General features: G+C 39.7%; 18 protein-coding genes. All 18 read right to left on the bottom strand.

Annotated features, from left to right (window positions below):
• Window positions 1-3: 3 nt before the first annotated feature.
• A complete protein-coding gene (locus JM79_RS02725; protein ID WP_026914596.1) occupies window positions 4-288 on the bottom strand; it encodes a helix-turn-helix domain-containing protein in 285 nt (94 codons plus the stop codon).
• Between the two features lie 299 nt (window positions 289-587).
• The gene (locus JM79_RS02730) at window positions 588-1,424 is read right to left on the bottom strand and encodes an RteC domain-containing protein (RefSeq protein ID WP_141876696.1); all 837 of its coding nucleotides are present in this window, start codon (window positions 1,422-1,424) and stop codon (window positions 588-590) included.
• Window positions 1,425-1,683: 259 nt separating this feature from the next.
• Window positions 1,684-2,088, bottom strand: coding sequence for a helix-turn-helix transcriptional regulator (locus JM79_RS16205; protein ID WP_228027938.1), 405 nt, complete (start codon window positions 2,086-2,088; stop codon window positions 1,684-1,686).
• A gap of 515 nt (window positions 2,089-2,603) precedes the next feature.
• Window positions 2,604-3,092, bottom strand: coding sequence for an asparaginase domain-containing protein (locus JM79_RS02740; protein WP_141876698.1), 489 nt, complete (start codon window positions 3,090-3,092; stop codon window positions 2,604-2,606).
• 80 nt (window positions 3,093-3,172) lie between these two features.
• Complete coding sequence (locus tag JM79_RS02745; protein ID WP_141876699.1) at window positions 3,173-5,143, bottom strand: heavy metal translocating P-type ATPase; 1,971 nt, start codon at window positions 5,141-5,143, stop codon at window positions 3,173-3,175.
• Window positions 5,143-5,514 (bottom strand): DUF3703 domain-containing protein, encoded by a 372-nt coding sequence (locus JM79_RS02750; protein ID WP_141876700.1) that lies wholly within the window; start codon window positions 5,512-5,514, stop codon window positions 5,143-5,145. Before JM79_RS02750 ends, JM79_RS02745 begins: the two co-directional genes overlap by 1 nt.
• Window positions 5,515-5,524: 10 nt before the next feature.
• Complete coding sequence (locus JM79_RS02755; protein ID WP_141876701.1) at window positions 5,525-5,881, bottom strand: STAS/SEC14 domain-containing protein; 357 nt, start codon at window positions 5,879-5,881, stop codon at window positions 5,525-5,527.
• Window positions 5,882-5,944: 63 nt separating this feature from the next.
• Window positions 5,945-6,361, bottom strand: coding sequence for a transcriptional repressor (locus tag JM79_RS02760; protein ID WP_141876702.1), 417 nt, complete (start codon window positions 6,359-6,361; stop codon window positions 5,945-5,947).
• A gap of 43 nt (window positions 6,362-6,404) precedes the next feature.
• Entirely contained in the window at window positions 6,405-7,604 is a 1,200-nt protein-coding gene (locus JM79_RS02765; protein ID WP_141876703.1) for an efflux RND transporter periplasmic adaptor subunit, read from the bottom strand.
• A 3-nt stretch (window positions 7,605-7,607) separates the two neighbouring features.
• Window positions 7,608-11,951: a CusA/CzcA family heavy metal efflux RND transporter gene (locus tag JM79_RS02770; protein WP_141876704.1), complete on the bottom strand. Its 4,344-nt coding sequence runs from the start codon at window positions 11,949-11,951 to the stop codon at window positions 7,608-7,610.
• A 124-nt stretch (window positions 11,952-12,075) separates the two neighbouring features.
• The gene (locus JM79_RS16300; protein ID WP_347707196.1) at window positions 12,076-12,384 is read right to left on the bottom strand and encodes a DUF6660 family protein; all 309 of its coding nucleotides are present in this window, start codon (window positions 12,382-12,384) and stop codon (window positions 12,076-12,078) included.
• Window positions 12,385-12,431: 47 nt separating this feature from the next.
• The gene (locus JM79_RS02780; RefSeq protein WP_141876705.1) at window positions 12,432-14,159 is read right to left on the bottom strand and encodes an efflux RND transporter periplasmic adaptor subunit; all 1,728 of its coding nucleotides are present in this window, start codon (window positions 14,157-14,159) and stop codon (window positions 12,432-12,434) included.
• Between the two features lie 4 nt (window positions 14,160-14,163).
• A complete protein-coding gene (locus JM79_RS02785; RefSeq protein WP_141876706.1) occupies window positions 14,164-14,655 on the bottom strand; it encodes a DUF305 domain-containing protein in 492 nt (163 codons plus the stop codon).
• Between the two features lie 24 nt (window positions 14,656-14,679).
• A complete protein-coding gene (locus JM79_RS02790) occupies window positions 14,680-17,181 on the bottom strand; it encodes a heavy metal translocating P-type ATPase (protein ID WP_141876707.1) in 2,502 nt (833 codons plus the stop codon).
• 82 nt (window positions 17,182-17,263) lie between these two features.
• Entirely contained in the window at window positions 17,264-17,713 is a 450-nt protein-coding gene (locus JM79_RS02795) for a heme-binding domain-containing protein (protein ID WP_141876708.1), read from the bottom strand.
• A complete protein-coding gene (locus JM79_RS02800; protein ID WP_141876709.1) occupies window positions 17,714-18,304 on the bottom strand; it encodes a DUF3347 domain-containing protein in 591 nt (196 codons plus the stop codon). It lies immediately after the preceding gene.
• Window positions 18,305-18,379: 75 nt separating this feature from the next.
• A complete protein-coding gene (locus tag JM79_RS02805) occupies window positions 18,380-18,700 on the bottom strand; it encodes a four-helix bundle copper-binding protein (protein WP_141876710.1) in 321 nt (106 codons plus the stop codon).
• A gap of 35 nt (window positions 18,701-18,735) precedes the next feature.
• Entirely contained in the window at window positions 18,736-21,165 is a 2,430-nt protein-coding gene (locus tag JM79_RS02810; protein ID WP_141876711.1) for a multicopper oxidase domain-containing protein, read from the bottom strand.
• Between the last annotated feature and the right edge of the window lie 62 nt (window positions 21,166-21,227).

The raw sequence follows: 21,227 nt of genomic DNA on the forward strand, positions 1-21,227 counted from the left end.
AGCTTAAGAATTTAGACCGTGATGCACTCGGTTCCCATCCATCACTTTTTGAATTTCCTCGGTATCGTAATAGATAATTCCACCTACTTTTGTGTACGGCAATGTACCATTGATACGAAGGTTTTGCAAAGTGCCAGGGCTTACCTGAAGCAAATCCATAACCTCGGAAGATTTGAGGTATTTTTTGAGTTTCCCTTTGGATTGGCGGGTAAGTAATTCTCTAATGTCCTCGAGCAATTCCATTTTGAATTCTCGAAGGTCGTCTGTGGTAATAATACTTGTCGGCATAATAGAACGGTTTTAATGGAAAGGGACTATCTAGATTTATGCTTTTAATTGATAGTCCCTGACCTGATTTGACTTTCGTTCTACAAATTTGAATAGGTTTGTTGGATTTTTTTCCCCAGAACGACCGTACTACGGTCAAAATTTAACTTCTTGAAATTTGGTGCGTTTTGGTAAGTTTTGAAGGCGTTTTTGTAAGTCGACACCATCAAATTGAACTAAATTTTATGAAAAACAAATGCAGAATTCAATTACCGTAGGTCGACCGTACTACGGTCTTTTTTAAGAGAAAAATATGCTTCTTATTCTTCGCTCTTATCCATTTCAATGAGTAGTGATGTAGAGATTTCGTCGAGAAAAAGCGTTCTACTGTTTTTCCTGTTTTTGATATCGTGATAAGTTTTGTAGATGTCCTTTGGCTCAATATTAAAAAGCTGTTGTAACTTTTTTGAAACTTGCATTATACCCTGATTTTCCTGTTTGCCCAATCCTTTCGCACACAATGCGTAAACCAGTTCCACGTAGTCTGTATTAGAAAAAGGCCAGTCCATCTTTTCAATTGGTTTAATGGTGGACAATTTCCCATTTAATCCTTTATGAACTTTATGCTTTTTTTCATCTAAATAGGTCACTAAAAAATCATACGCCTTGTATTTGCCCAAAAGCATATCTCTTGGGGTACAAAATTCTGGGTCTTGAAAATAGAATTTTGAGGTAGTGATATGAAATGTTTCCATAGAATCCCTCGTGTAATATTCCTCGTCAAAATGGGTAGCACCAGAATTAACGTATCGTCCAAAATCCATATTGTAGAGAAAAAAACGATTTACCTTGTTGATTTTCTTTTTGATGGATTTTAACTGAGAATGTTTATCCCCTTTAGGAAATTGAATTTCAAAAGAATGGATTTCTGAAAAGTAGATAAGTTTGATGAGAGGAATCTGTTTTATTTCTTTGAAGAATTCTATTTCTTCCTGGGTAGTTTTAAATTCATTATTGAGGATTTCTTTTTTGTAAGTAGTTAAAACTTTACGACACAGTTTTATAGAACGATATGCCCGTTCTAAAATATTTTCATATTGAAATTTTATTTCATCCAGATCCTGAAGTAGTTTTTTTGATAGTATTTGAGAATTCATAAGCAGGCAATTTTTGTTTGGAAACCATAGAAATGGGATTTAGTTGATGTCGTAGTCCTGCAAAATGTTATAAATGAAAGTCACAAGTCATAAAATTTGTGGCTCATTGGTGTATTTTAGGGAACTCTTACTAAAGTAACTTTACTTCCTAATTGTACAAGGAAAACGTACCGTATATAATTACGGAATAGTCCGTATTTTTCTACGGATTATTTGTGAGGCATTGCAAATAGTGGGTTCTGTATAGAGTTGAATTTGCTTACTTTTTCTTCCTGAATCGCTTTAAAAATTCACGCCTGTTTTTTACACCTGTCTTTTTGAAGATATTTGATGCGTGTTTTGAAACGGTACTTTCGGCAATGAATAAATCTTTGGCAATATTTCTATAGCTTAAATTACTTAAAATTGACAAAGCCACTTCAATTTCTCTTCTGGTTAAATCCTCATAGATAATCTTGCGCTCTACGGATTCGTCCCGTTGTTTTTTCTTCAAGGCAAAGACTTCATACATTCGATTATTGTTTTCGATGAAATACAAATACCTATCTGCTTCAATCGCAGTTATGGCAAAGAAAGCCAAGTTCATTACGGTAAATGTTATCCATTGGTAATCACCTATAACTGTGCAAATTGGTAATAAGGCAATACTCGCAACGCTTACCATTGAAAGCTTATTTCGTCTTAGTATAAAAGGATTTGGATTGCTGGGATTTGATATTCGACGGTAGAAAATAAATAGAAAAATAAACGCGATAACTGATATTGGTATGGTAAAAAGAAAGCGTGCTGAATTAAGAGAATTTGTCAGAAAATAGGGAATTAAAAATAGTATTACAAAACTCACGCTTGCCAGTATAGCTAGGTTTTTTATAGATGAATTGAATTTTAGAACAACAATATCATATTCTTTATAAAGGTAATAAACGATATAGACACACAATGCGATGGCAACGCCATACGTGATAATGTACTGTAGAATAAATGGGCCTGGAAAGTTGTCAATTGGTAAGAAACCGCCAGTTGCATTATAAACAATAAATAGGATTCCGAGGTAGAGGAAACGCCTTAAACTACTTCGCGTTTTCTTTCTTGAAAAGTAGAGTGTAAACAATACTATGAATGTATCTATTAATAGATAGAAAAAGGTTGTCCAATGTATCGCTGTACCAAACATTTATTCTACTTCTCATTATGCTCAAATTTGTTGGTTTCTAAATTCTTGGAAACGTTGTTCCAATTAAAAATTTGTCCGTTCATAGCAATATAAACATCCGGTTTTAGAAGCTGTAATGAGCTAATTGCATACCCTAAATTAAACGGTGCATCTGTATCTGCAGATGAACCTAAAATGAAAGACCCAACCAAAACAATTGTCTTATTCAAATTGAGTTTTCCTATATATTTAGCGGTATCTTCCATTGTGAAAGTGCCGTGGGTAATCAGTATCTTAGTCGCATTAGCTTCCTTTATCTTGCTAACCAATAGTTTTCTGTCATCATTTGTTATGGCACGACTGTCTTTTTTAAAGACACTTTCGATTGTGTATTCATAATCGATATTTGCTTTATTTAAAAAATCTTCAATCCCTACGTTGGATGAAGTAATGCCACCATCATCAAAATAGTCCAACCCTTCGATTGTACCACCAGTTGTGAGAATGTGAATCATAGATTTATACTTCTTATCACTTATAAAGATAACGTTAATTTATTTGAAACTATTTTATTTGCTCAGTCAGAGTAAGACCTTTAAGAATCCTTCCACTTCATTTTCTGCAATCTAACGGCATTAAGAATAGCGAGTAAAGCAACGCCTACATCAGCAAAAACAGCTTCCCACATTGTTGCTAATCCACCAGCACCAAGAATTAGAACTATTACTTTTACACCGAAGGCCAAACCAATATTTTGCCATACGATATTTCGAGTTGAACGACCAATTTGAATCGCTCTTGCAATCTTACTCGGTTGGTCTGTCTGTATGATAACATCAGCAGTTTCAATAGCAACATCGCTTCCTAAACCACCCATCGCAATACCTACACCACTTGCGGCCAAAACTGGTGCATCATTGATGCCATCACCAATAAATGCTACTTTTGTATCAGGTTGTTTCTTCAGTTCTTCAACTTCGTTTAGCTTGTCTTCAGGTAACAGACCACCTTTTGCCCAATCGATATTTAACTCTTTTGCAACTTGTTGCGTAATAGAGTCCTTGTCGCCTGATAGCATTATAATCTTAGAAATTCCTGCATCCCTAATTTGTTTGATGGCTTGGTGCGCATCATCCTTTAGTTCATCTGCAATGGTTACGTAACCTGCAAATTTCTCATCAATGGACACCATAACAATTGATTCTACAATACCATCCGTTTCCGAAGGAACTTTTATGTTGTTTGAAGTCATCAAAGCTTTGTTGCCTACCAACACCGTCTTCCCATTAACTGTTCCCTTCAACCCCTTTCCGGCAACCTCTGAAACATTAGTCGCTTCAAACTCCGAACCGTCTGCTTTGTATTCGAGAATCGCTTTTGCAATAGGATGGGTAGATTGTTCTTCCATAGCCATCAGGTATTTCATAAACTCAGCTTCCTCAAATGTGATGGAATTAATTTCTTTGATTTTGAAAACCCCTTTGGTAACCGTTCCGGTTTTGTCCATTACGACCGTGTTCACTTTGGTCATTGCATCGAGAAAAGATGCACCTTTGAATAGAATACCGTTTCGGGATGCCGCACCCAATCCGCCAAAATAGCCCAAAGGAATAGAAATAACCAGCGCACACGGACACGAAATCACAAGGAATATCAATGCTCTATATAGCCAATCCCTAAACACATAATCATCTACAAAAAAGTAAGGCAATAATGTCAGGCCGATTGCCAAGAATACAACGATTGGTGTATAAATCCGCGCAAATTTTCTAATGAACAATTCGGTCTTTGATTTTCTGGCAGTTGCATTCTGAACCATATCCAGAATTCGTGCAATGGAACTGTCCTTAAATTCCTTGGTAGTCTCGATATTGATTACGCCATCGAGGTTGATGCTTCCAGCAAAGACAGTATCGCCTTTAGCGATAGTATCAGGTTTGCTTTCGCCTGTCAAGGCAGCAGTATTAAAAGAGCCCTTTTCAGAAATTAAAATGCCATCAAGCGGAACTTTTTCGCCAACACGTACCTGAATCTTTTCGCCAATCTCAACGGTCTCGGGATTTACGGAAACAAAATCGTTCTCGCGATAAACCAAAGCTTCATTTGGTCTTACATCCAGTAAAGCTTTAATGTTTCTTTTGGCTCGGTTGACCGCTGCATTTTGAAATAGTTCGCCCACAGCATAAAATAGCATTACGGCCACGCCTTCGGGATATTCGCCAATGGCAAATGCCCCTAAAGTGGCAATCGACATTAAGAAAAATTCTGTGAAAAAATCGCCATTTTTAATACTATTCCAACCTTCCCTTATAACAGGAAAACCAACGGGTATATAGGCAACGGTGTACCAAACCACTCTGACCCAGCCTTCAAAAAAAGGAAAGGTGTCAAAGTAATCAACCGCAATTCCGATAATAAGCATTAGAAAGCTGAAAATTGCGGGCAGGTAAGTCCTAAAATTGGAAATATCTTCGGGACTACTATGGTTATGGCCATCGTCGTGACTGTGCTCGCCTTGGTGTTCTTTTGGTTCTAAGTCACGTAAGTTTACTTTTTTCTTTTTCATTATGTTGGTTTGTATTGGTTTAAAATGATACTTAAATCTTGTGGAAGATCCATCTTTTTTAGTGGTAGAACATTGGAACCCCCTGTATTTCCAGTTGGTATATGGTCGATAAACGATTTCCACCCACCCACAACTAAGCGAACAAGTTGACCTAAAACTTCTTTCACATTCTTTTGTCTGAATCCAAATTTGAGCATTAGCCAATGGGAATATGTATGCTCAAAAGGATAGGATTGACCAATTATGTGTGAGCGCTCAAGATGATTCCAAGCTTGAGACAAATTTCCTTTGAGTAATGACAAACGGTAAAACCGTAATTCATTTTCATAATGTTCCTTTAAGCCATTTGGCATTACGGTATTGAATTTCATTTGTACAGATTTAAGAGGTAATCCAAGTTTTTGCCAGTTCCTTATCTTCTAAATCGAAATATTTCACTTCTGAGCTTGTGAAGAAGTCAGTTGCTTTTGTAGACCATTCCTGCCACTTCTTTTCGCCTACAAAAGCCATTTTTCTATAGTCTGAAATATGTGCGCTGTCCACTTTAATATCTTCCCAAAATCCCTTGAGTGTATAACCCTCAAGGTCTTCCATTTCAAAATAGAAATCTACTTTTTTCCCTTTTTTAATAATATTATGAATTAGTGGATGTATTTTTTCAACATCATTTTTTAAAATCTTTCCGCTGATTTTCGCAGAAATTAAATTATCCTTTCCTGTATTTATTATCTGTATCATAGGTTTTTACATTTAAAAATTCGCACAAAATATACTGGAAATATTGGTGCAACGGAAGTGCATTTATTGTCCGCTACACTTCTCGCAAATTCCTTTAATGACCAAATTGGCATCCTCAGCTATATATCCATCGGGCAAGTTGATATGCGGAATTTTTTGTTCCGTTAAACAAACCGTTTCGTCACAGTTATTACAGTGAAAATGCAAGTGCAGATCTTGTTCAAGTTCACAGTTGCAACCCGGTTCACACAATGCATATTTTGAAATGTAGGAACCATCGTCTATCTGGTGTACGATACCTTTTTCCTCAAAAGTTTTTAGGGTACGATACAGAGTAGTCCTGTCCGCTTTCGCGAAAGCATTCTCAATATCTGTCAATCCTACGGCTACCTCTTTATCGGCCATATACTTATAAATCAATATGCGCATTGCCGTAGGGCGAACCCCATTGTCATCTAATCTTTTTTCTATTTCTTTCATTGTTAATATTATTCTTGATGTTCTTTACTGTGGGTTTTTATTATTAATGACTATCTTCTGCTTCGCCCTTTTTCATTTCTGCCATAAGGTAGTAGGCATTATTAAAGGCATATTGTGTATCAGGCTCTTGTTCCTTTAAAAAATCTATGGCAATCCACTCGCCATCGTGAGTGCCTTTTGTGACTTCTACGGGCGTAAACTTCCAATCCTCGCCTTCCTTTTTTGCTGTAAACACAAATGACTTTTCGCCATCGGCTGCAATGGCGCTTTCAGGTATTGCCGTGGTCATTGTATTGTCAGTTTGAATCCGCCCTTGGATGTACATTCCTGGTATTAGATTGCCTTGCTTGTTCTCGATTTCTGCGTGTACGTGCAATGCTTTGGGATTTTCCTCAAAAGTTTTTCCCACAGAATAAATTTCTGCGGTCAGTTCTTGGCCCTGATTGGATTGTACATTGAACGTAACCATCTGCCCTTTTTTGACTTTATACACATCCTTTTCAAAGACCATCAAATCTGCGTGAACGTGGTGGGTGTCCACGACTTCCATAAGGTCGGTTTGCGGTTCTACGTACTGACCTGTTTTTACCTTTACTTTTTGAACGTATCCTTCTATGGGGCTACGCAAGGCCACACGCTGATAAATAGTTCCCTTTCTAACGCCAGAAGCGCTAACATTTAGTTGTTGCAGCTGCGCTTCCAGACCGTTGGCCATACTTCGGGATGCCTCATATTGAGCTTCTGCTTTTTGAAAATTAGCACCGCTGCCTACACCAGCGTCATATAAAGTCTTTTGTCTTTCAAATTCCTTCTTAAGATATTGGTTATTGCTATACGCATTCAGATAATCCGTCTGTTTTTGAATGATATTGGGATGGGATAAATAAGCGACCGTTTGCCCTTTGTTGACCTTATCGCCCTCGATGACCTCAATAGAAACCACATTGGCACCCACCACCGTAGTGATGGTCGCTTCGTTTTGTGGTGGAACTTCCAGTTGACCATTTGCTTCCACATAACCGCTCATATTGCGCTGTGCAAGGGTGTCAACTTCCATTTGTAGGGCATCATATTGTTGTGCCGTAAGCATCACTTCTTCCGCTTCGCCTTCTGAGTGTGCTTCTTCCATTTCGGAATTTCCCTCATCGTTTTCGGCAGTCTCGGATTTAGAGTCGCCGCAAGCTGTTAGACCTAAGAGCATCGTAAATAATCCGATAACTGTATATTTAGATAGATTTTTCATTTGTTATTGTTTGAAATATTGAAGTTCGAAAACTGATTTTAAATAATTGTCGAGAGCGTCCAATGCATCCATTTCCGTCTGAATGGCATCCCGTATGATTTGCGTGAACGCTGCATAGTCCACCGCCCCTTCTTTATAGGCGAGCAATGCACCTTTACGTTGTTCTTCTGCAAGTGGTAAGGCTTTATCACTATAAAAAGCCCAAGAACTTTCCCATTTTTGATAAGCTTGTATTGCCTGCTGATATTCAGATTGTAATTGCCGTTTTGTAAAATCTGCATTTGCTCTCGCAATTTCGTTATCTATTTTAGAGGCTTTTGCTTGGCTACGCACCACGCCTGAAAAAAGAGGAATGGAAATACCTGCCTGATAACTATAAAACCCATTATTGCCGTTTACTCTTTGAAGTCCGCCCTGTAAGTTGAAATTGGGCATCAAATCGGAACGCGCTGCTTCATAGTTAGCTTCTGCTTCATTAATGCGCTTTTGCGAAAGTTGTAGTTCAGGATGTTTGCCGAAATCGGTGTCCATTCCCAATATGGCAACCTCACTACCTTCTAAAGTTTCAGGAACGGAATAATACGTGTCTGATACCAACCAAAGATTCAATTTTTGCAGGGCAATGGCATAATCACTTTCTACCTGTTGCAATTTGTTACTGATTTGCAAGGCTTGATTTGTGGCCGATGAATATTCCAGTCTTGAAATAGCTTCCACCTCAAAGTTGAGTTGAATGGCCTTTTCAAATTGTGAATAGATGGAATCCAGTTCACGGTACAATTCAAATTTCTGTCGTTGTTGATAAGCTTGCGACCAAGCCTTTTTAACTTCCCGTTCTACCTGAAGTTCAGAAAGCTCAAGAGCTGTTTCCGCTAAAGCGATACGCTGTTTTTGCAAACGCTTTTTAGCACCTATACCGAATAGGTTGATATTCTGCTGTCCTAAACCAACCAAAGTGTAAATACCCTGACTATCCGAAATTTCCTCGCCACCCGTAAACACTTGAGTATTTCCAAAATCGTAAGCTGTACCCTTTTGCACAGTTTGTCTTTGAATTTCCAACTGTTTCGTTTTCAAGAGCGGATAGTTTTTCTTAGAAACTTCTACCGCTTTTTCCAATGATATAACTGGCAGGGAATTATTCTGAGGAACTTCTTGTGCCTTAGCGAAAGTAGATGTAAACAGTAAACAGACTACCGCAGTTGCAGTAACGAATTTTGGATTGACTTTCATCTTACGTTCCGAGCGTTTCTCGACCCATTGATAAAAAATAGGAAGAATAAAAAGTGTCAAGAGCGTCGAAGTTAGCAATCCACCAATGACAACGGTAGCTAATGGTCGCTGTACTTCAGCCCCAGCCGATGCTGAAATGGCCATTGGAAGAAACCCTAATATATCGGTCAAGGCCGTTAGCATAATAGGACGAATTCTACGTTTAGTACCTTCTATAATTCGCTGTCTTAAGTCGGTAACGCCTTCTTCTTTCAGCTCGTTTAGTCCACTTATCATTACCAATCCATTAAGTACCGCTACCCCAAAAAGTACAATAAAACCTACCCCTGCGGAAATGCTAAAAGGCATATCCCGAAGCCATAGGGCGAACACACCACCTATTGTCGCCATTGGTATGGCCAGATAAATCATCAAGGTCTGCGGAAAGGATTTTAGCGCGAAATAAATCAAGATAAAAATTAGTATTAAGGCAATGGGGACAACCGTTTGCAACCGATTACTGGCACGTTCAAGATTCTCGAATGCACCGCCATAGCGAATATAATATCCTGGGGGCAGGTCGAGTTGAGCGTCCAACTTTGCCTGAATTTCTTCGACAACAGATTTAACATCACGGTCACGTATATTAATGCCTACGTATGTTCTACGATTTGTATTGTCACGGCTTATTTGCATTGGACCGGGTTCGTAGCTCACATCTGCAATTTCCCGTAGCGGGATTTGCGAACCGTTCGGAAGATTTATGAACAGGTTTTGGATATCTGCAATACTTTCCCGATTTTCTTTTTGTAGGCGAACGACCAAATCGAACCGCTTTTCGCCCTCGAAAATAACACCTGCTTTTCCACCTGCAAACGCTGCTTGTAACACACTATTAAGCTGGTTAATTTCCAGTCCGTATTGCGCGAGCTTGTTACGATTATAGTTAACCCTAATTTGCGGAAGGCCATCGGTTGCCTCTACTTTCATATCTGCAACACCAGGAACGGTCGCAATAATTTTGCCCATTTCCTCAGCCTTACTTGCGAGAACATCCAAATCTTCCCCGAATAACTTGATAGCGACATCTTCACGAACGCCAGTAAGCAGTTCGTTGAATCGCATTTCTATTGGTTGCGTAAACTCAAAATTGACACCCTGAACGATACTAATGGCATCCTTCATTTTTTCCAACAGTTCATCCTTGCTCTCAGCGGATGTCCATTCATCGCTTGGTTTAAGGATAACGAATACATCGGCAATATCCATCGGCATCGGGTCGGTAGGCACATCTGCCACACCGATACGGCTAATGATAGTTTCTACTTCGGGAAATTCAGCCTTTACGATACGCTCAATTTTTGTTGTGGTCTCAATGGTTTCAGTAAGCGAACTTCCGGGCTTTAAAATGGCGTGGAAAGCAATATCGCCTTCGTCCAATTGTGGTATGAACTCGCCGCCCATTTTGGTAAAGGCAAAAATGGCAACTACAAAAAGTGCAACGGCAATGCCTATAATCACTTTTCCCTTGACGAGTGATTTGGTAAGTAGCGGCTCATACTTTCGCTCTATCCAATGGACGAACTTATCGCCATAAGATTGTTTTTCTGATTTTGGCGGTCTTAGGAAAAGAGCCGAAATCATTGGCACGTAAGTCAAACAAAGTAGCATTGCCCCAATCATCGCAAAGATGAAGGTCAACGCCATAGGCTGGAACATCTTGCCCTCGACACCTTCGAGAGCCAGAATAGGAAGAAAGACAATAAGAATGATGAGCTGACCAAAGAAGGCAGCGTTCATCATTTTTTTGGATGACTTTGCAGCGATTTCATCTCGTGTTTCAGAACTTACAGCTTTCTTTTTCACTACATATGAGTACATTAAGAAAACGGTACTTTCCACGATGATAACCGCACCATCTACGATAATACCGAAATCGATAGCCCCCAAACTCATTAGGTTAGCCCATACATCAAAAATGTACATTAAGATAAAAGCGAACAATAATGAAAGGGGAATAGTGGATGCAACTATTAAACCGCCACGCCAATTACCCAAAAGCAATACCAAGACAAAAATTACAATAAGACCACCTTCCAAAAGGTTTCCAGTTACTGTTCCTGTGGTTTCCGCAATCAATTCGCTACGGTCAAGGAAGGGTTTAATGCTTACCCCATCTGGAAGGGATTGCTGAATCTGTTCCATCCTTTGGGTAACATTTTCAATTACTTCGTTGGAATTAGCCCCTTTCAGCATCAAAATCATTCCACCCACGGCTTCGCCCTTTCCATCTTTGGTCAGCGCACCATAGCGCACGGCACTTCCCATAGTAACGTTCCCTACATCCTTTATTTTTATGGGAATACCGTTGACAGTTTTGACAACCATATTTTCGATATCCGAAACGGTTCTCGCCAAACCTTCGCCACGTATGAAATTGGCTTGATGGTTACGCTCGATATAAGCACCGCCTGTATTCTGGTTGTTATTTTCCAAAGCGGAAAACACATCCGAAATCGTGATACCAATGGCACGAAGTTCGTCAGGGTCAACAGATACTTCATACTGCTTTTTATTTCCACCAAAGGCATTTACTTCGACCACCCCAGTTACCATAGCCATCTGTCTACGAACAATCCAGTCTTGAATCGTTCGCAGTTCTGTGGCAGAATATTCGCCTTGGTGTTCTTCATCAACTTCAAGGGTGTATTGATAGATTTCGCCCAATCCTGTTGAGATAGGTCCCATTGAAGGTTTACCAAACCCCATTGGTATTTGTTCCTGTACTTCTGTCAGCTTTTCGGCAACGAGCTGTCTGGGCAGATACGTTCCTACATCATCGTCAAATACAATGGTTACAACAGAAAGCCCAAAACGAGAAATCGAACGGATTTCTTTAACGTTGGGCAGATTGCTCATAGCCACCTCGACGGGATAGGTTACAAATTGCTCAATATCTTCTGTACCCAGATTGGGCGATTGCGTAATAACTTGTACTTGATTATTTGTAATATCGGGTACGGCATCAATGGGAACTTGGGTCATACAATAAATACCAGCACCTATTAATGCAAGTGTGAGTAGCCCAATAATAAATTTGTTATTGATTGAAAAATCAATGATTTTATTAATCATAGATAGAGTATTAATTCAGTTTAAATTCTCTTTAGGTACATTGAAAAAAATGCAATGCACGATTTTGACGAATCCAATAGATGGACACGTCAAAACGGGATGTATTTATCCTATAAAAACTGAATTATACCCGAGGGGGTTGTAAAAGGGAATGTGGAATATCTTTGCCAAGGTTGTCAAAATGGGCAAAATATTGATGTGGAATTGCGGGCTGTAAGGGTTCAAAAGCAACAAGCCCGAAATTTATAGTGTGAACGTGGCAGCAATGACATTGGCAAAAAGGCGAGCAAAACTCACAGTCTTGGTCGTGATCGCCATCAAAGTCAATTACCGTAACAACTTGGGAATCATCCGCACTACTTACGGTATCACTACAAGGCACCGCATTGAGCGCCAAGAAATAAATGGATAGTATGATTGTAAATAGTTTCACGTTACAAAGATAAAAATATTTTGGTGCAACTGTGTTGCAAATGATTATTACATTGATTTAATAACACTACCGCAGGTCAACATCGCATCGCCATAATAAGGGTTCTTTATTTCTTCTTCAGTACTTAACCATACTGCGCCCTTATTGTTGTTTGCCATTGGGCATTTTTGGACATAGTAATTTGTTGAGTTTTCTATGTTCATAGCAATAGGCACGATATTCTCATTAAGTATCACAAAATGTGCTCGCTGGTTTTCCAGATTTTCATTGGATGCAATGGCATCCAGCATCTCGATACTTTTGGTAAGATGTTGCTTTTCCATTTTGCCTAAATCCGATGTAGAAATTTCCTTTAATTTTTTTGATGTCGCTTTCGCGAAAGCGGAAATCTGACCAGCATCGCTTGCTACAAGAGCATCTTTCATTTTAAGATATGATGATAATGCTTTATTGAATTCAGTACTAAAGCTATTACTGAAACTCATTTCCATATCGCCCATCATAGCTGATTCATCCTGCATCATTTGCTGATTCATCATTGATTTTTTACCTTGTAATTGAGCTGCAGCATCTACTGTAAACGTTCCATTAGTTACTATTTCATCGCCATTATTCAGTCCAGCCGATACTTGGTAATTTTCGCCAGAGCGATTGCCCAAGGTTACTTCACGCATTTCAAAAACAGGTTCGTTAGGATTGGTTTTTAAATATACCAATGAACGCTCGCCCGTCCACAGTACAGCACTTGCGGGAACAGAAAGGGTGTTTTCCATAGTTTGGGTTGCACCTTTTACCTTACCTGTCACAAACATTCCTGGCTTAAATAGGTCGTCTCGATTTTGTAAGGTTGCACGCACCGTTACTGTACGTGTGGCATTGTTAAGCATAGGGTCGATGAAAGAGATAGTTCCTTCAAATTCCTTATTGGGATAGGCATTGGTCGTAATGTTGATTTTTTGTCCAACCTTAAATTGTGCAATCTGATTTTCGTATGCATCAAATTCTGCCCAAACCGAATTAAGATTGCTCAACTTCACAATAGGCTGTCCTTGATTAACATAATCGCCTTGTGCTGCCATTACTTCTGAAACCGTTCCTGAAACAGTTGCATAAATAGGGAAGTTTTCTCGCACCGTTCCACTTTCTTCTATGGCATTGATTTGTGAGTCCGAAAGTTTCCAGTTTTTGAGTTTATTGCGCACCGCTTTATATAACGCTGGTTGCGATGCTTTCAGCGATGCAGCTGTAATTAATTCCTGCTGCGCCGCGACAAGGTCTGGCGCGTAAATGGTTGCCAGTAACTGACCACGGTTTACTTGCTGACCGTCATAATTAACATTAAGTCGCTCAATCCTTCCCTTAAAATAACTGGCTTGCACGGTATTATTTTCTTCGTTTGCAGCTATTTTTCCCGAAAGGGATATCATACCATCATCATCGCTGGATTGTGTATTACCTACGATAGTGGTCTGGATATTTGCCAGCGCCATTGCGTTTTCGGTCATTTTAATCTCGTTTATTGCGAGTCCTTCAGCACTCGATTCGGCAGGAATTAAGTCCATTCCACATATAGGGCAATCGCCAGCTTCGGGTTGCATTATCTGTGGGTGCATTGAACACGTCCACATTTGGTCTTCGGTTTCGCCAGAGTGGTCGTGGTCTGACATTTCAGACATATCCTTATTTGAATCACTTGACCCATTTCCAAAAATGAGCCAGCCTGCGCCCAAACCTACGATTACGGCTATTGCTATATATAAAATGTTCTTATTCATAATCTTATTTTTCGTTTTCTAAACGTTCAATCATCGCCTTCATTTCGGCAATTTCCTTACGTTGAGCTTTGATGATATCTTCAGCCAATTTTTTGACTTCTGGGTCTTTAATGTCGGCACGTTCACTTGTTAATATTGCTATAGAATGGTGTGGTATCATTGCTTTCATCCAGAGTACATCGCCCACGGTTGACTTTTGGTCGCGTACCAGCCCTAATGCACCTACAAATAGAACGATGCTGCCCAAGACTATAGCTATGTTTTTCTTTTTATTTTGATACATACCACGCATTGCAACAAACATTATGATGGCCATAGCTGCGATACCAAGGCAGACCATATAGAAACGCGTAAGGCTGAACCAAACGTGGTCCCATTCATAGGTATTTAAATACATCGTGATATACATTGCTATAAAAGAGCAAGCCAGCATCGCTACAAAGCGCGTATAATGATTTTTTGATTTTCCTGAATTTGTGTGTTCGTTTGCATTCATAATTTTTGGTTTTATAATTAGTTATTAAATTGACTTTGTTCGCAGTCTAAGTGCATTGGCAATTACTGATACTGAGCTGAAGCTCATTGCCAAAGCCGCAATCATTGGCGATAAGAGTATTCCGAAAAAGGGGTACAGCAGTCCTGCCGCAATCGGTATTCCTAATGTGTTATAAATAAGTGCAAAAAAGAGGTTTTGCTTAATATTGCGCATTACTACGTGACTAAGATTACGTGCCTTTACAATACCGTGCAAATCCCCCTTAACTAAGGTAATGGCAGCACTCTCGATAGCAACATCCGTTCCCGTGCCCATTGCGATACCTACATCGCTTTTAGCCAATGCAGGTGCGTCATTAATACCATCACCTGCCATTGCAACCACTTTACCTTGCTCTTGTAATTTCTCGACTTCCTTAAGCTTGTCTTCGGGTAGCATACTTGCTTGAAAATCTGCAAGGTTCAGTTCATCTGCAACAGCTTTTGCGGTGTCGTGATTATCACCCGTAAGCATAATGACTGCAATTCCCTTATCCTGCAAATCCTTGATAGCTTTTGCGCTCGTTTCCTTGATTTTATCGCCTATGACCACGTAACCAGAAACTTTACCATCAATGGCTAGATAGGAAACTGTCTTACCTTGCTTTTGATAGGATTGCGCTTCGTTTTCCATCACTTCGGTAAGCGTGGCATTCGCCTGTTCCATCATTTTGGCATTTCCTAAAGCCACTTCTTTTCCGTTCACTTTCCCTTCAACACCTTTTCCAGTAACCGCACTAAAACTATCAGCTTTTAAAAATTCTGCGCTTTGTTCTTTTCCATATTTTACCGTTGCTTCCGCCAAAGGATGTTCACTTTGGCTATTAAGGGATACAATGTATTGTAGCACTTCGCTTTCGCGAAAGCTTTCATCAAAAGAACCCACTTTTTCAACTGTAGGTTTTCCTTCGGTAATAGTTCCAGTTTTATCCACGATTAAGGTATCAACCTTATCCATTTTTTCAAGTGCTTCGGCATTTTTGATGAGCACACCATTTTGTGCGCCTTTGCCGACACCCACCATTACAGACATTGGTGTAGCAAGTCCCAAAGCACACGGACAGGCGATAATCAATACGGCAATTGCATTGACCAAGGCATAAACATAGGCTGGTTCTGGCCCCCAAATTGCCCAAACACCGAATGTTACGGCAGCGATTATAACGACGACAGGCACGAAATATCCCGAAACCGTATCTGCTAATTTCTGTATTGGCGCACGGCTACGACTGGCATCATTGACCATCTGTATAATCTGTGAGAGTAGCGTATCAGAGCCTACCTTTTCGGCTTTCATCAAAAAGGATTGGTTACCATTGATTGTTCCGCTACTTACTTTATCATCTACTGATTTGTTTACGGGAATAGGTTCGCCCGTAATCATCGATTCGTCGATGGAAGTTTCACCTTCGGTTATTACACCATCCACAGGAATTTTATCGCCAGGCTTTACACGCAAAATATCATTTAATTCAATTTTATCGATGGCTACTTCCTGCTCTTCACCATTTACGACCTTAATAGCTTTGTTAGGTGCTAATTTTAAAAGTTCCTTGACCGCTGAATTAGTCTTGCTATGCGCACGAGCTTCAAGCATTTGACCAAGTAGTACCAAAGTTAGAATGACTGTTGCCGCTTCAAAATAAACGTGAACCGTTCCCGCTTCGGTCTTAAATTGGTCAGGAAAAAAGTCGGGAACGAGCATCCCGAATACACTAAAAAGCCAAGCTACACCTGCACCAATGCCGATGAGCGTAAACATATTAAGGTTCCACGTTATTATACTGCGATAGGCACGTTCAAAGAACATCCAAGTGGCATAGAAAACCACAGGAATGGAAAGTGCAAACTGAATCCAGTTCCAGTATTTTAGCTCTAAAACATCATACAAAGGATTTTTAGGAATCATCTCGCTCATTGCAATTATAAAAATGGGCAATGTAAAGGCTACGGCAATCCAAAATTTCTTCAGTAGTTTTTTATAGCTCTTTTCCTCTGCGGACAAATCAGGTTCCATCGGTACTAAATCCATACCGCATATAGGGCAACTACCAGACTCGTCCTTTATGACTTCTGGGTGCATAGGACACGTCCATTGTTCTGATGTGGTTGCAGAAAGATTAACTTCTTCAACCAAATCCATTCCGCAAACAGGACAATCGCCAGGCTTATCGTAAGTCTTGTCGCCTTCACAATGCATCGGGCAATAGAATGTTCCTGTACCTTTTTCTTTGGGTTTCTCAACTTTCTTCTTATCGTTGATGTGATGATGTTCCCCATTTTTATGGATGCTATACCGTCCACCATCAGCTTTCAGCGCTTCTTGAAATTTATCGATGGCAATATGAGATTCCATTTCTATGTTCGCTTCGGCCTTTTCGAGATTGACAACCGCATTAGTTACACCTTCGACTTTTGAAAGTGTCTGCTCTACGTGATTTCGGCAACCGTTACAGGTCATCCCTTGTATGTGATATGTATGTTTCATTTTTTATTCAATAATATGCCTGATACGAGAAAGGTTCTAACTAACCAACCATCAATGAAAAATCACTTTCCCGTATCAGGACTTAATCTTTTTGTAGGCTTTCCATATAGCCTATAATTTCTTTTACAGCGGTACTATCTAATCGTGCACCACCGTGGATGAGTGTGTAACTGACCAGAGGCATTTCGCCACTTTCTATCTGCTTTATAATGGAACGCAGCTTGCTGTTCTTCCTACGACTGGAATAGGTGTCCCATTCATTAAAGTTTAGTTCATCCTTTCCTTCCTTGATGTGGTCTTCCAGAAACCAAGCGGCAGGCTGTATCTTGCTGTACGACGGATAATCTGTATTGTTGCTATGGCAATCATAGCAGGAAACCTGCAACTGATTTTTAATCGTTGCAGGTACTTTATTCACTAACATAAAATCACTTTGTGGTATGGTATCGCTCTCGTTCAGGGTTACTGGAAAGAACTGAATCACTACCAATGCCACAAGGGCAATCCACGCTATGATTTTAAGAAACTTCAATTAGTTGATTTCTCGTTGAACCTTTCCGCATCTCAACATTTGGCTTCCGTAATAAGGATTCAACACGTTTTCTTCTTTGCTCAACCACGCAGTTCCACCATCATACATAGGGCAAAATTGCTCGTATAGTTTCGCTTGTGTACCTGTGATGGCAACCATATCGGTTACATCCTTACTTAATATCTTAAAATGCTCACGCTGGTGCTTAATATCACTTTCTGAAATATGCTCTACGTGTTCTGTGGCATCTTCGATAATGTCATTTAATTCTGATTTTTCATTATCAGAATAGTTTGAAGCATCAAAGGATTTAAGAGATTGAGCCAATGCATTTCCCAATTCTTTCGCCTTGCCATTATCATCGCCTACAAGCGCATCTTTTAAGTTGAAATAGTCATTTAGGATTGCTTCTGCTTTTGCATCTTGGTTGTCACTCATCGCCATATCGTCTTTGTCATCCATAGACTTTTGGTGCATCTCGTTACTCATAGGTGCAGCCGGTTCGTTCTTGTTTCCATCTTTGCAGGAAACCGTTAGTACCATTGTCACAGCAAGTGCCATTGTTCCTATCGTTCTTGTTACTGTTTTCATATATTTTGGTTTTAAGGGTTATTTTTTAGAATAATAGATTCCCATTTCGTTAAAAATGGGAATCTGTTGTTTTGATTATGCCAAATAGGCTTCACACACATCAGCACATTTTTTACAGGCTTCTGCACAATCTTTACAATGCTGGTGGTCGTGATTGCCACATTCATCGGCACATTGCTTACATATTTCGTGGCATTTTTCTACCATCGCTTTCGCGAAAGCGGAATCCATAGCCAGCAATTTTACCGTCGTGCTACATACTTCGGCACAGGCTCTATCCGTGCGAATGCAGTCAACCATCATCTTGATGTTGTCTTCATTTAGACAAGCATCTGAGCAGTAATTGCAATGTGTGATACAGTTGTTTAAAGCTTCAATCAATTTTGAATTTTTCATAGTTTATAGTTTTTATTAATATTCAGTTTTAATTTTTAAAATCTTAATGACAGTCCGCCACCAGGCCCAAAGCGGTTGTCATAACTTCCCATTAATGAGAAGTTTCTACTTAGCACATATTCCAGTCCAACTTGCCACGTGGTTTCTTCTTCAAAGTCCTGACCTTCGGGCAACTTGCCGTCCCAGCCAAAATCCATCTGGTATTCATACTCGCCATAAATCCCCAATCGTGGGAAAATCATAAAACCAGTACTGAAACTTACCTGTGGTCGCAGTTTGCTATCTATTCTGAAATCTGAATTAATGAGCAATGGCATTAACCAACGGACACCAGCAATGGCGGTCGTGTTTATTTCTTCAAGGCTGTCTTCGCCTTCATTCTCTACGTTTACACCACCAAATACACGGAAGTAATCATTGAGATAGCGCTCATATGTGAACTCTGCTTCAAGATTTTTGTTCCAGCCATATTCGCCCCTAAAGGCAAATTGATTTCTAATGTTTGTTGCGGTAGCGTATAGCTCGGTCATATGACTCGCAGCCGTGATTTCGCCCCAAGTAAATATGTGGTCTGCTTCATTGGTAAGGTTGGTAAGTGGATAATCATTTAGACGCTGGTCACGAGGTGTATCGTAACTAAAAACCCTTGCCATACCGCTCATCATATGATAAAGGATGTGACAATGGAAAAACCAATCACCGGTTTCGTCAGCAGCAAACTCAAATACAACTTTCTGCATTGGCGCCACGTTTACTGTATGCTTTAGTGGCGAATACTCGCCGTTCTCATTCAATACTCTAAAGAAGTGACCGTGTAAGTGCATTGGGTGGTGCATCATCGTGAGATTATTGAGAGTAACACGCACGACTTCGCCTTGTTTAATTTTAATCTTATCGGTTTCTGAAAGAGGAACACCGTTGATAGACCAGACGTAACGGTTCATATTTCCAGTAAGATTGAATAGCATTTCCTTTACGGGTTTATCGTTTTCAAATACGGTCTTTTCAGGCGACCGTAAATAGTTGTAATTGAACTCTGGATTACCCCCCGTTTTCATATTATCACCTACTACTTTATCCTTTGGCACCATATAGCCCATCTTCATTCCGTCCATTTTCATATCACCATCCATATCCATATTTGCCTTTCCTTTCTTCATCTTCATTTCGGTCTTGGACATCTTCATTTTGTCGTCCTTCATATCCATTTTAGAATGGTCCATTTTATTGTGAGCCATTTTGGTAGAATCCATCGCCATTCCATCCATTTCCATCTTTTCATCTTTCATAGACATACCATCCATTTGCATACCGCCCATTTCCATTTTATACTTTTCCATTACTTGAATGGAATCGTTTTTTGATGGGTTGAATTTTGAAGCAGGTGCGCCCATTTTCATTCCCATAGACATCATTTGCTTCATATTCTTAATAAGATTGGGCTCTGGAACTACAGGTGCTTCCAATACATTTCCAGTACCTATAAACGCCGAAGCTTCGCCAGAACCATCCTGTGCCGTAGCGCGCACTTGCAGTTTTCCATTTTCTGGAATCGTCACTATAAAATCGTAGGTTTCAGCAACACCTATCAAGGTTTTGTTATGCGGTACTGGAACGACATCCAGCCCATCGGCAGATACGAGCATCGGATCTTCGCCACCAAATGTGAGCCAGAAATAGGAAGCTGCGGCTGCGTTTACAAATCGAAGTCTCACACGTTCGCCAGGCTGAAAATCTGGGTAATCCTGTGAAGCACTACCATTGATAAAAAATTTGTCAAAATAATTATCTGAAATTGCCATATCAGGCATACGCTGCCACGCCATCTTTAACTTGGCACCTACCGCACCTTGTGCAATTAATTTATCAAGACTTTGAACCTGTCCTTTTTTAATCAAGTACCATTCGTTACCACGTTTTAGATTTTTAAGTTGGGATTGAGGACTTTCATCTATCCAATCTGATAGTACAAACACTAAATCTTTATCGTATTCTAAATCAGTTTCTTTTGGGTTAATTTGGATGGAACCATATACACCACGTTGCTCTTGCAGACCAGTATGCGAGTGATACCAATACGTTCCAGATTGTTTTAATGCAAATTTGTACTGTTGGGTTTCGCCGGGATTAATAGGTGGCGTTGTTAGGTATGGAACACCATCATAGAAATTTGGTAGAATTAAACCGTGCCAATGAACAGATGTTTCCACATCCATATTATTTGTCACATTTATAATGGCAAACTCGCCTTCATTGAACTCAAGATTGGGTCCAGGTATGCCACCATTAATGGTCATCGCCTGAACATCCTTACCCGTAAAGTTTACGGTTTTATAATCTATGGTTAAGTCATAAACACGTTCTGGCCAATTATCAACATTTTCTTCGGTCTCGTTCGCTACCAATTGAGCTTTTGCACCAAAAGCGATGAGCATCGTTAGAAGTAATGTGATTTTATATTTCATAGTATTTAATTTTATTTTGATAAAATTACCGCTGTAAATCAACAGCTTGTGTCATAATTATG

Source organism: Gramella sp. Hel_I_59 (genome assembly GCF_006714895.1).
Lineage (GTDB): Bacteria > Bacteroidota > Bacteroidia > Flavobacteriales > Flavobacteriaceae > Christiangramia.

What these genes read in the sequence shown, in the direction of transcription:
- JM79_RS02805 (WP_141876710.1), bottom strand. Translation starts at nt 18,700, where the DNA reads ATGAAAAATTCAAAATTGATTGAAGCTTTAAACAACTGTATCACACAT.
- JM79_RS02745 (WP_141876699.1), bottom strand. Translation starts at nt 5,143, where the DNA reads ATGAAAAAGAAAAAAGTAAACTTACGTGACTTAGAACCAAAAGAACAC.
- JM79_RS02770 (WP_141876704.1), bottom strand. Translation starts at nt 11,951, where the DNA reads ATGATTAATAAAATCATTGATTTTTCAATCAATAACAAATTTATTATT.
- JM79_RS02800 (WP_141876709.1), bottom strand. Translation starts at nt 18,304, where the DNA reads ATGAAAACAGTAACAAGAACGATAGGAACAATGGCACTTGCTGTGACA.
- JM79_RS02765 (WP_141876703.1), bottom strand. Translation starts at nt 7,604, where the DNA reads ATGAAAAATCTATCTAAATATACAGTTATCGGATTATTTACGATGCTC.
- JM79_RS02810 (WP_141876711.1), bottom strand. Translation starts at nt 21,165, where the DNA reads ATGAAATATAAAATCACATTACTTCTAACGATGCTCATCGCTTTTGGT.
- JM79_RS02780 (WP_141876705.1), bottom strand. Translation starts at nt 14,159, where the DNA reads ATGAATAAGAACATTTTATATATAGCAATAGCCGTAATCGTAGGTTTG.
- JM79_RS02790 (WP_141876707.1), bottom strand. Translation starts at nt 17,181, where the DNA reads ATGAAACATACATATCACATACAAGGGATGACCTGTAACGGTTGCCGA.
- JM79_RS02785 (WP_141876706.1), bottom strand. Translation starts at nt 14,655, where the DNA reads ATGAATGCAAACGAACACACAAATTCAGGAAAATCAAAAAATCATTAT.
- JM79_RS02725 (WP_026914596.1), bottom strand. Translation starts at nt 288, where the DNA reads ATGCCGACAAGTATTATTACCACAGACGACCTTCGAGAATTCAAAATG.
- JM79_RS02730 (WP_141876696.1), bottom strand. Translation starts at nt 1,424, where the DNA reads ATGAATTCTCAAATACTATCAAAAAAACTACTTCAGGATCTGGATGAA.
- JM79_RS02755 (WP_141876701.1), bottom strand. Translation starts at nt 5,881, where the DNA reads ATGATACAGATAATAAATACAGGAAAGGATAATTTAATTTCTGCGAAA.
- JM79_RS02750 (WP_141876700.1), bottom strand. Translation starts at nt 5,514, where the DNA reads ATGAAATTCAATACCGTAATGCCAAATGGCTTAAAGGAACATTATGAA.
- JM79_RS02740 (WP_141876698.1), bottom strand. Translation starts at nt 3,092, where the DNA reads ATGATTCACATTCTCACAACTGGTGGTACAATCGAAGGGTTGGACTAT.
- JM79_RS16205 (WP_228027938.1), bottom strand. Translation starts at nt 2,088, where the DNA reads ATGGTAAGCGTTGCGAGTATTGCCTTATTACCAATTTGCACAGTTATA.
- JM79_RS02760 (WP_141876702.1), bottom strand. Translation starts at nt 6,361, where the DNA reads ATGAAAGAAATAGAAAAAAGATTAGATGACAATGGGGTTCGCCCTACG.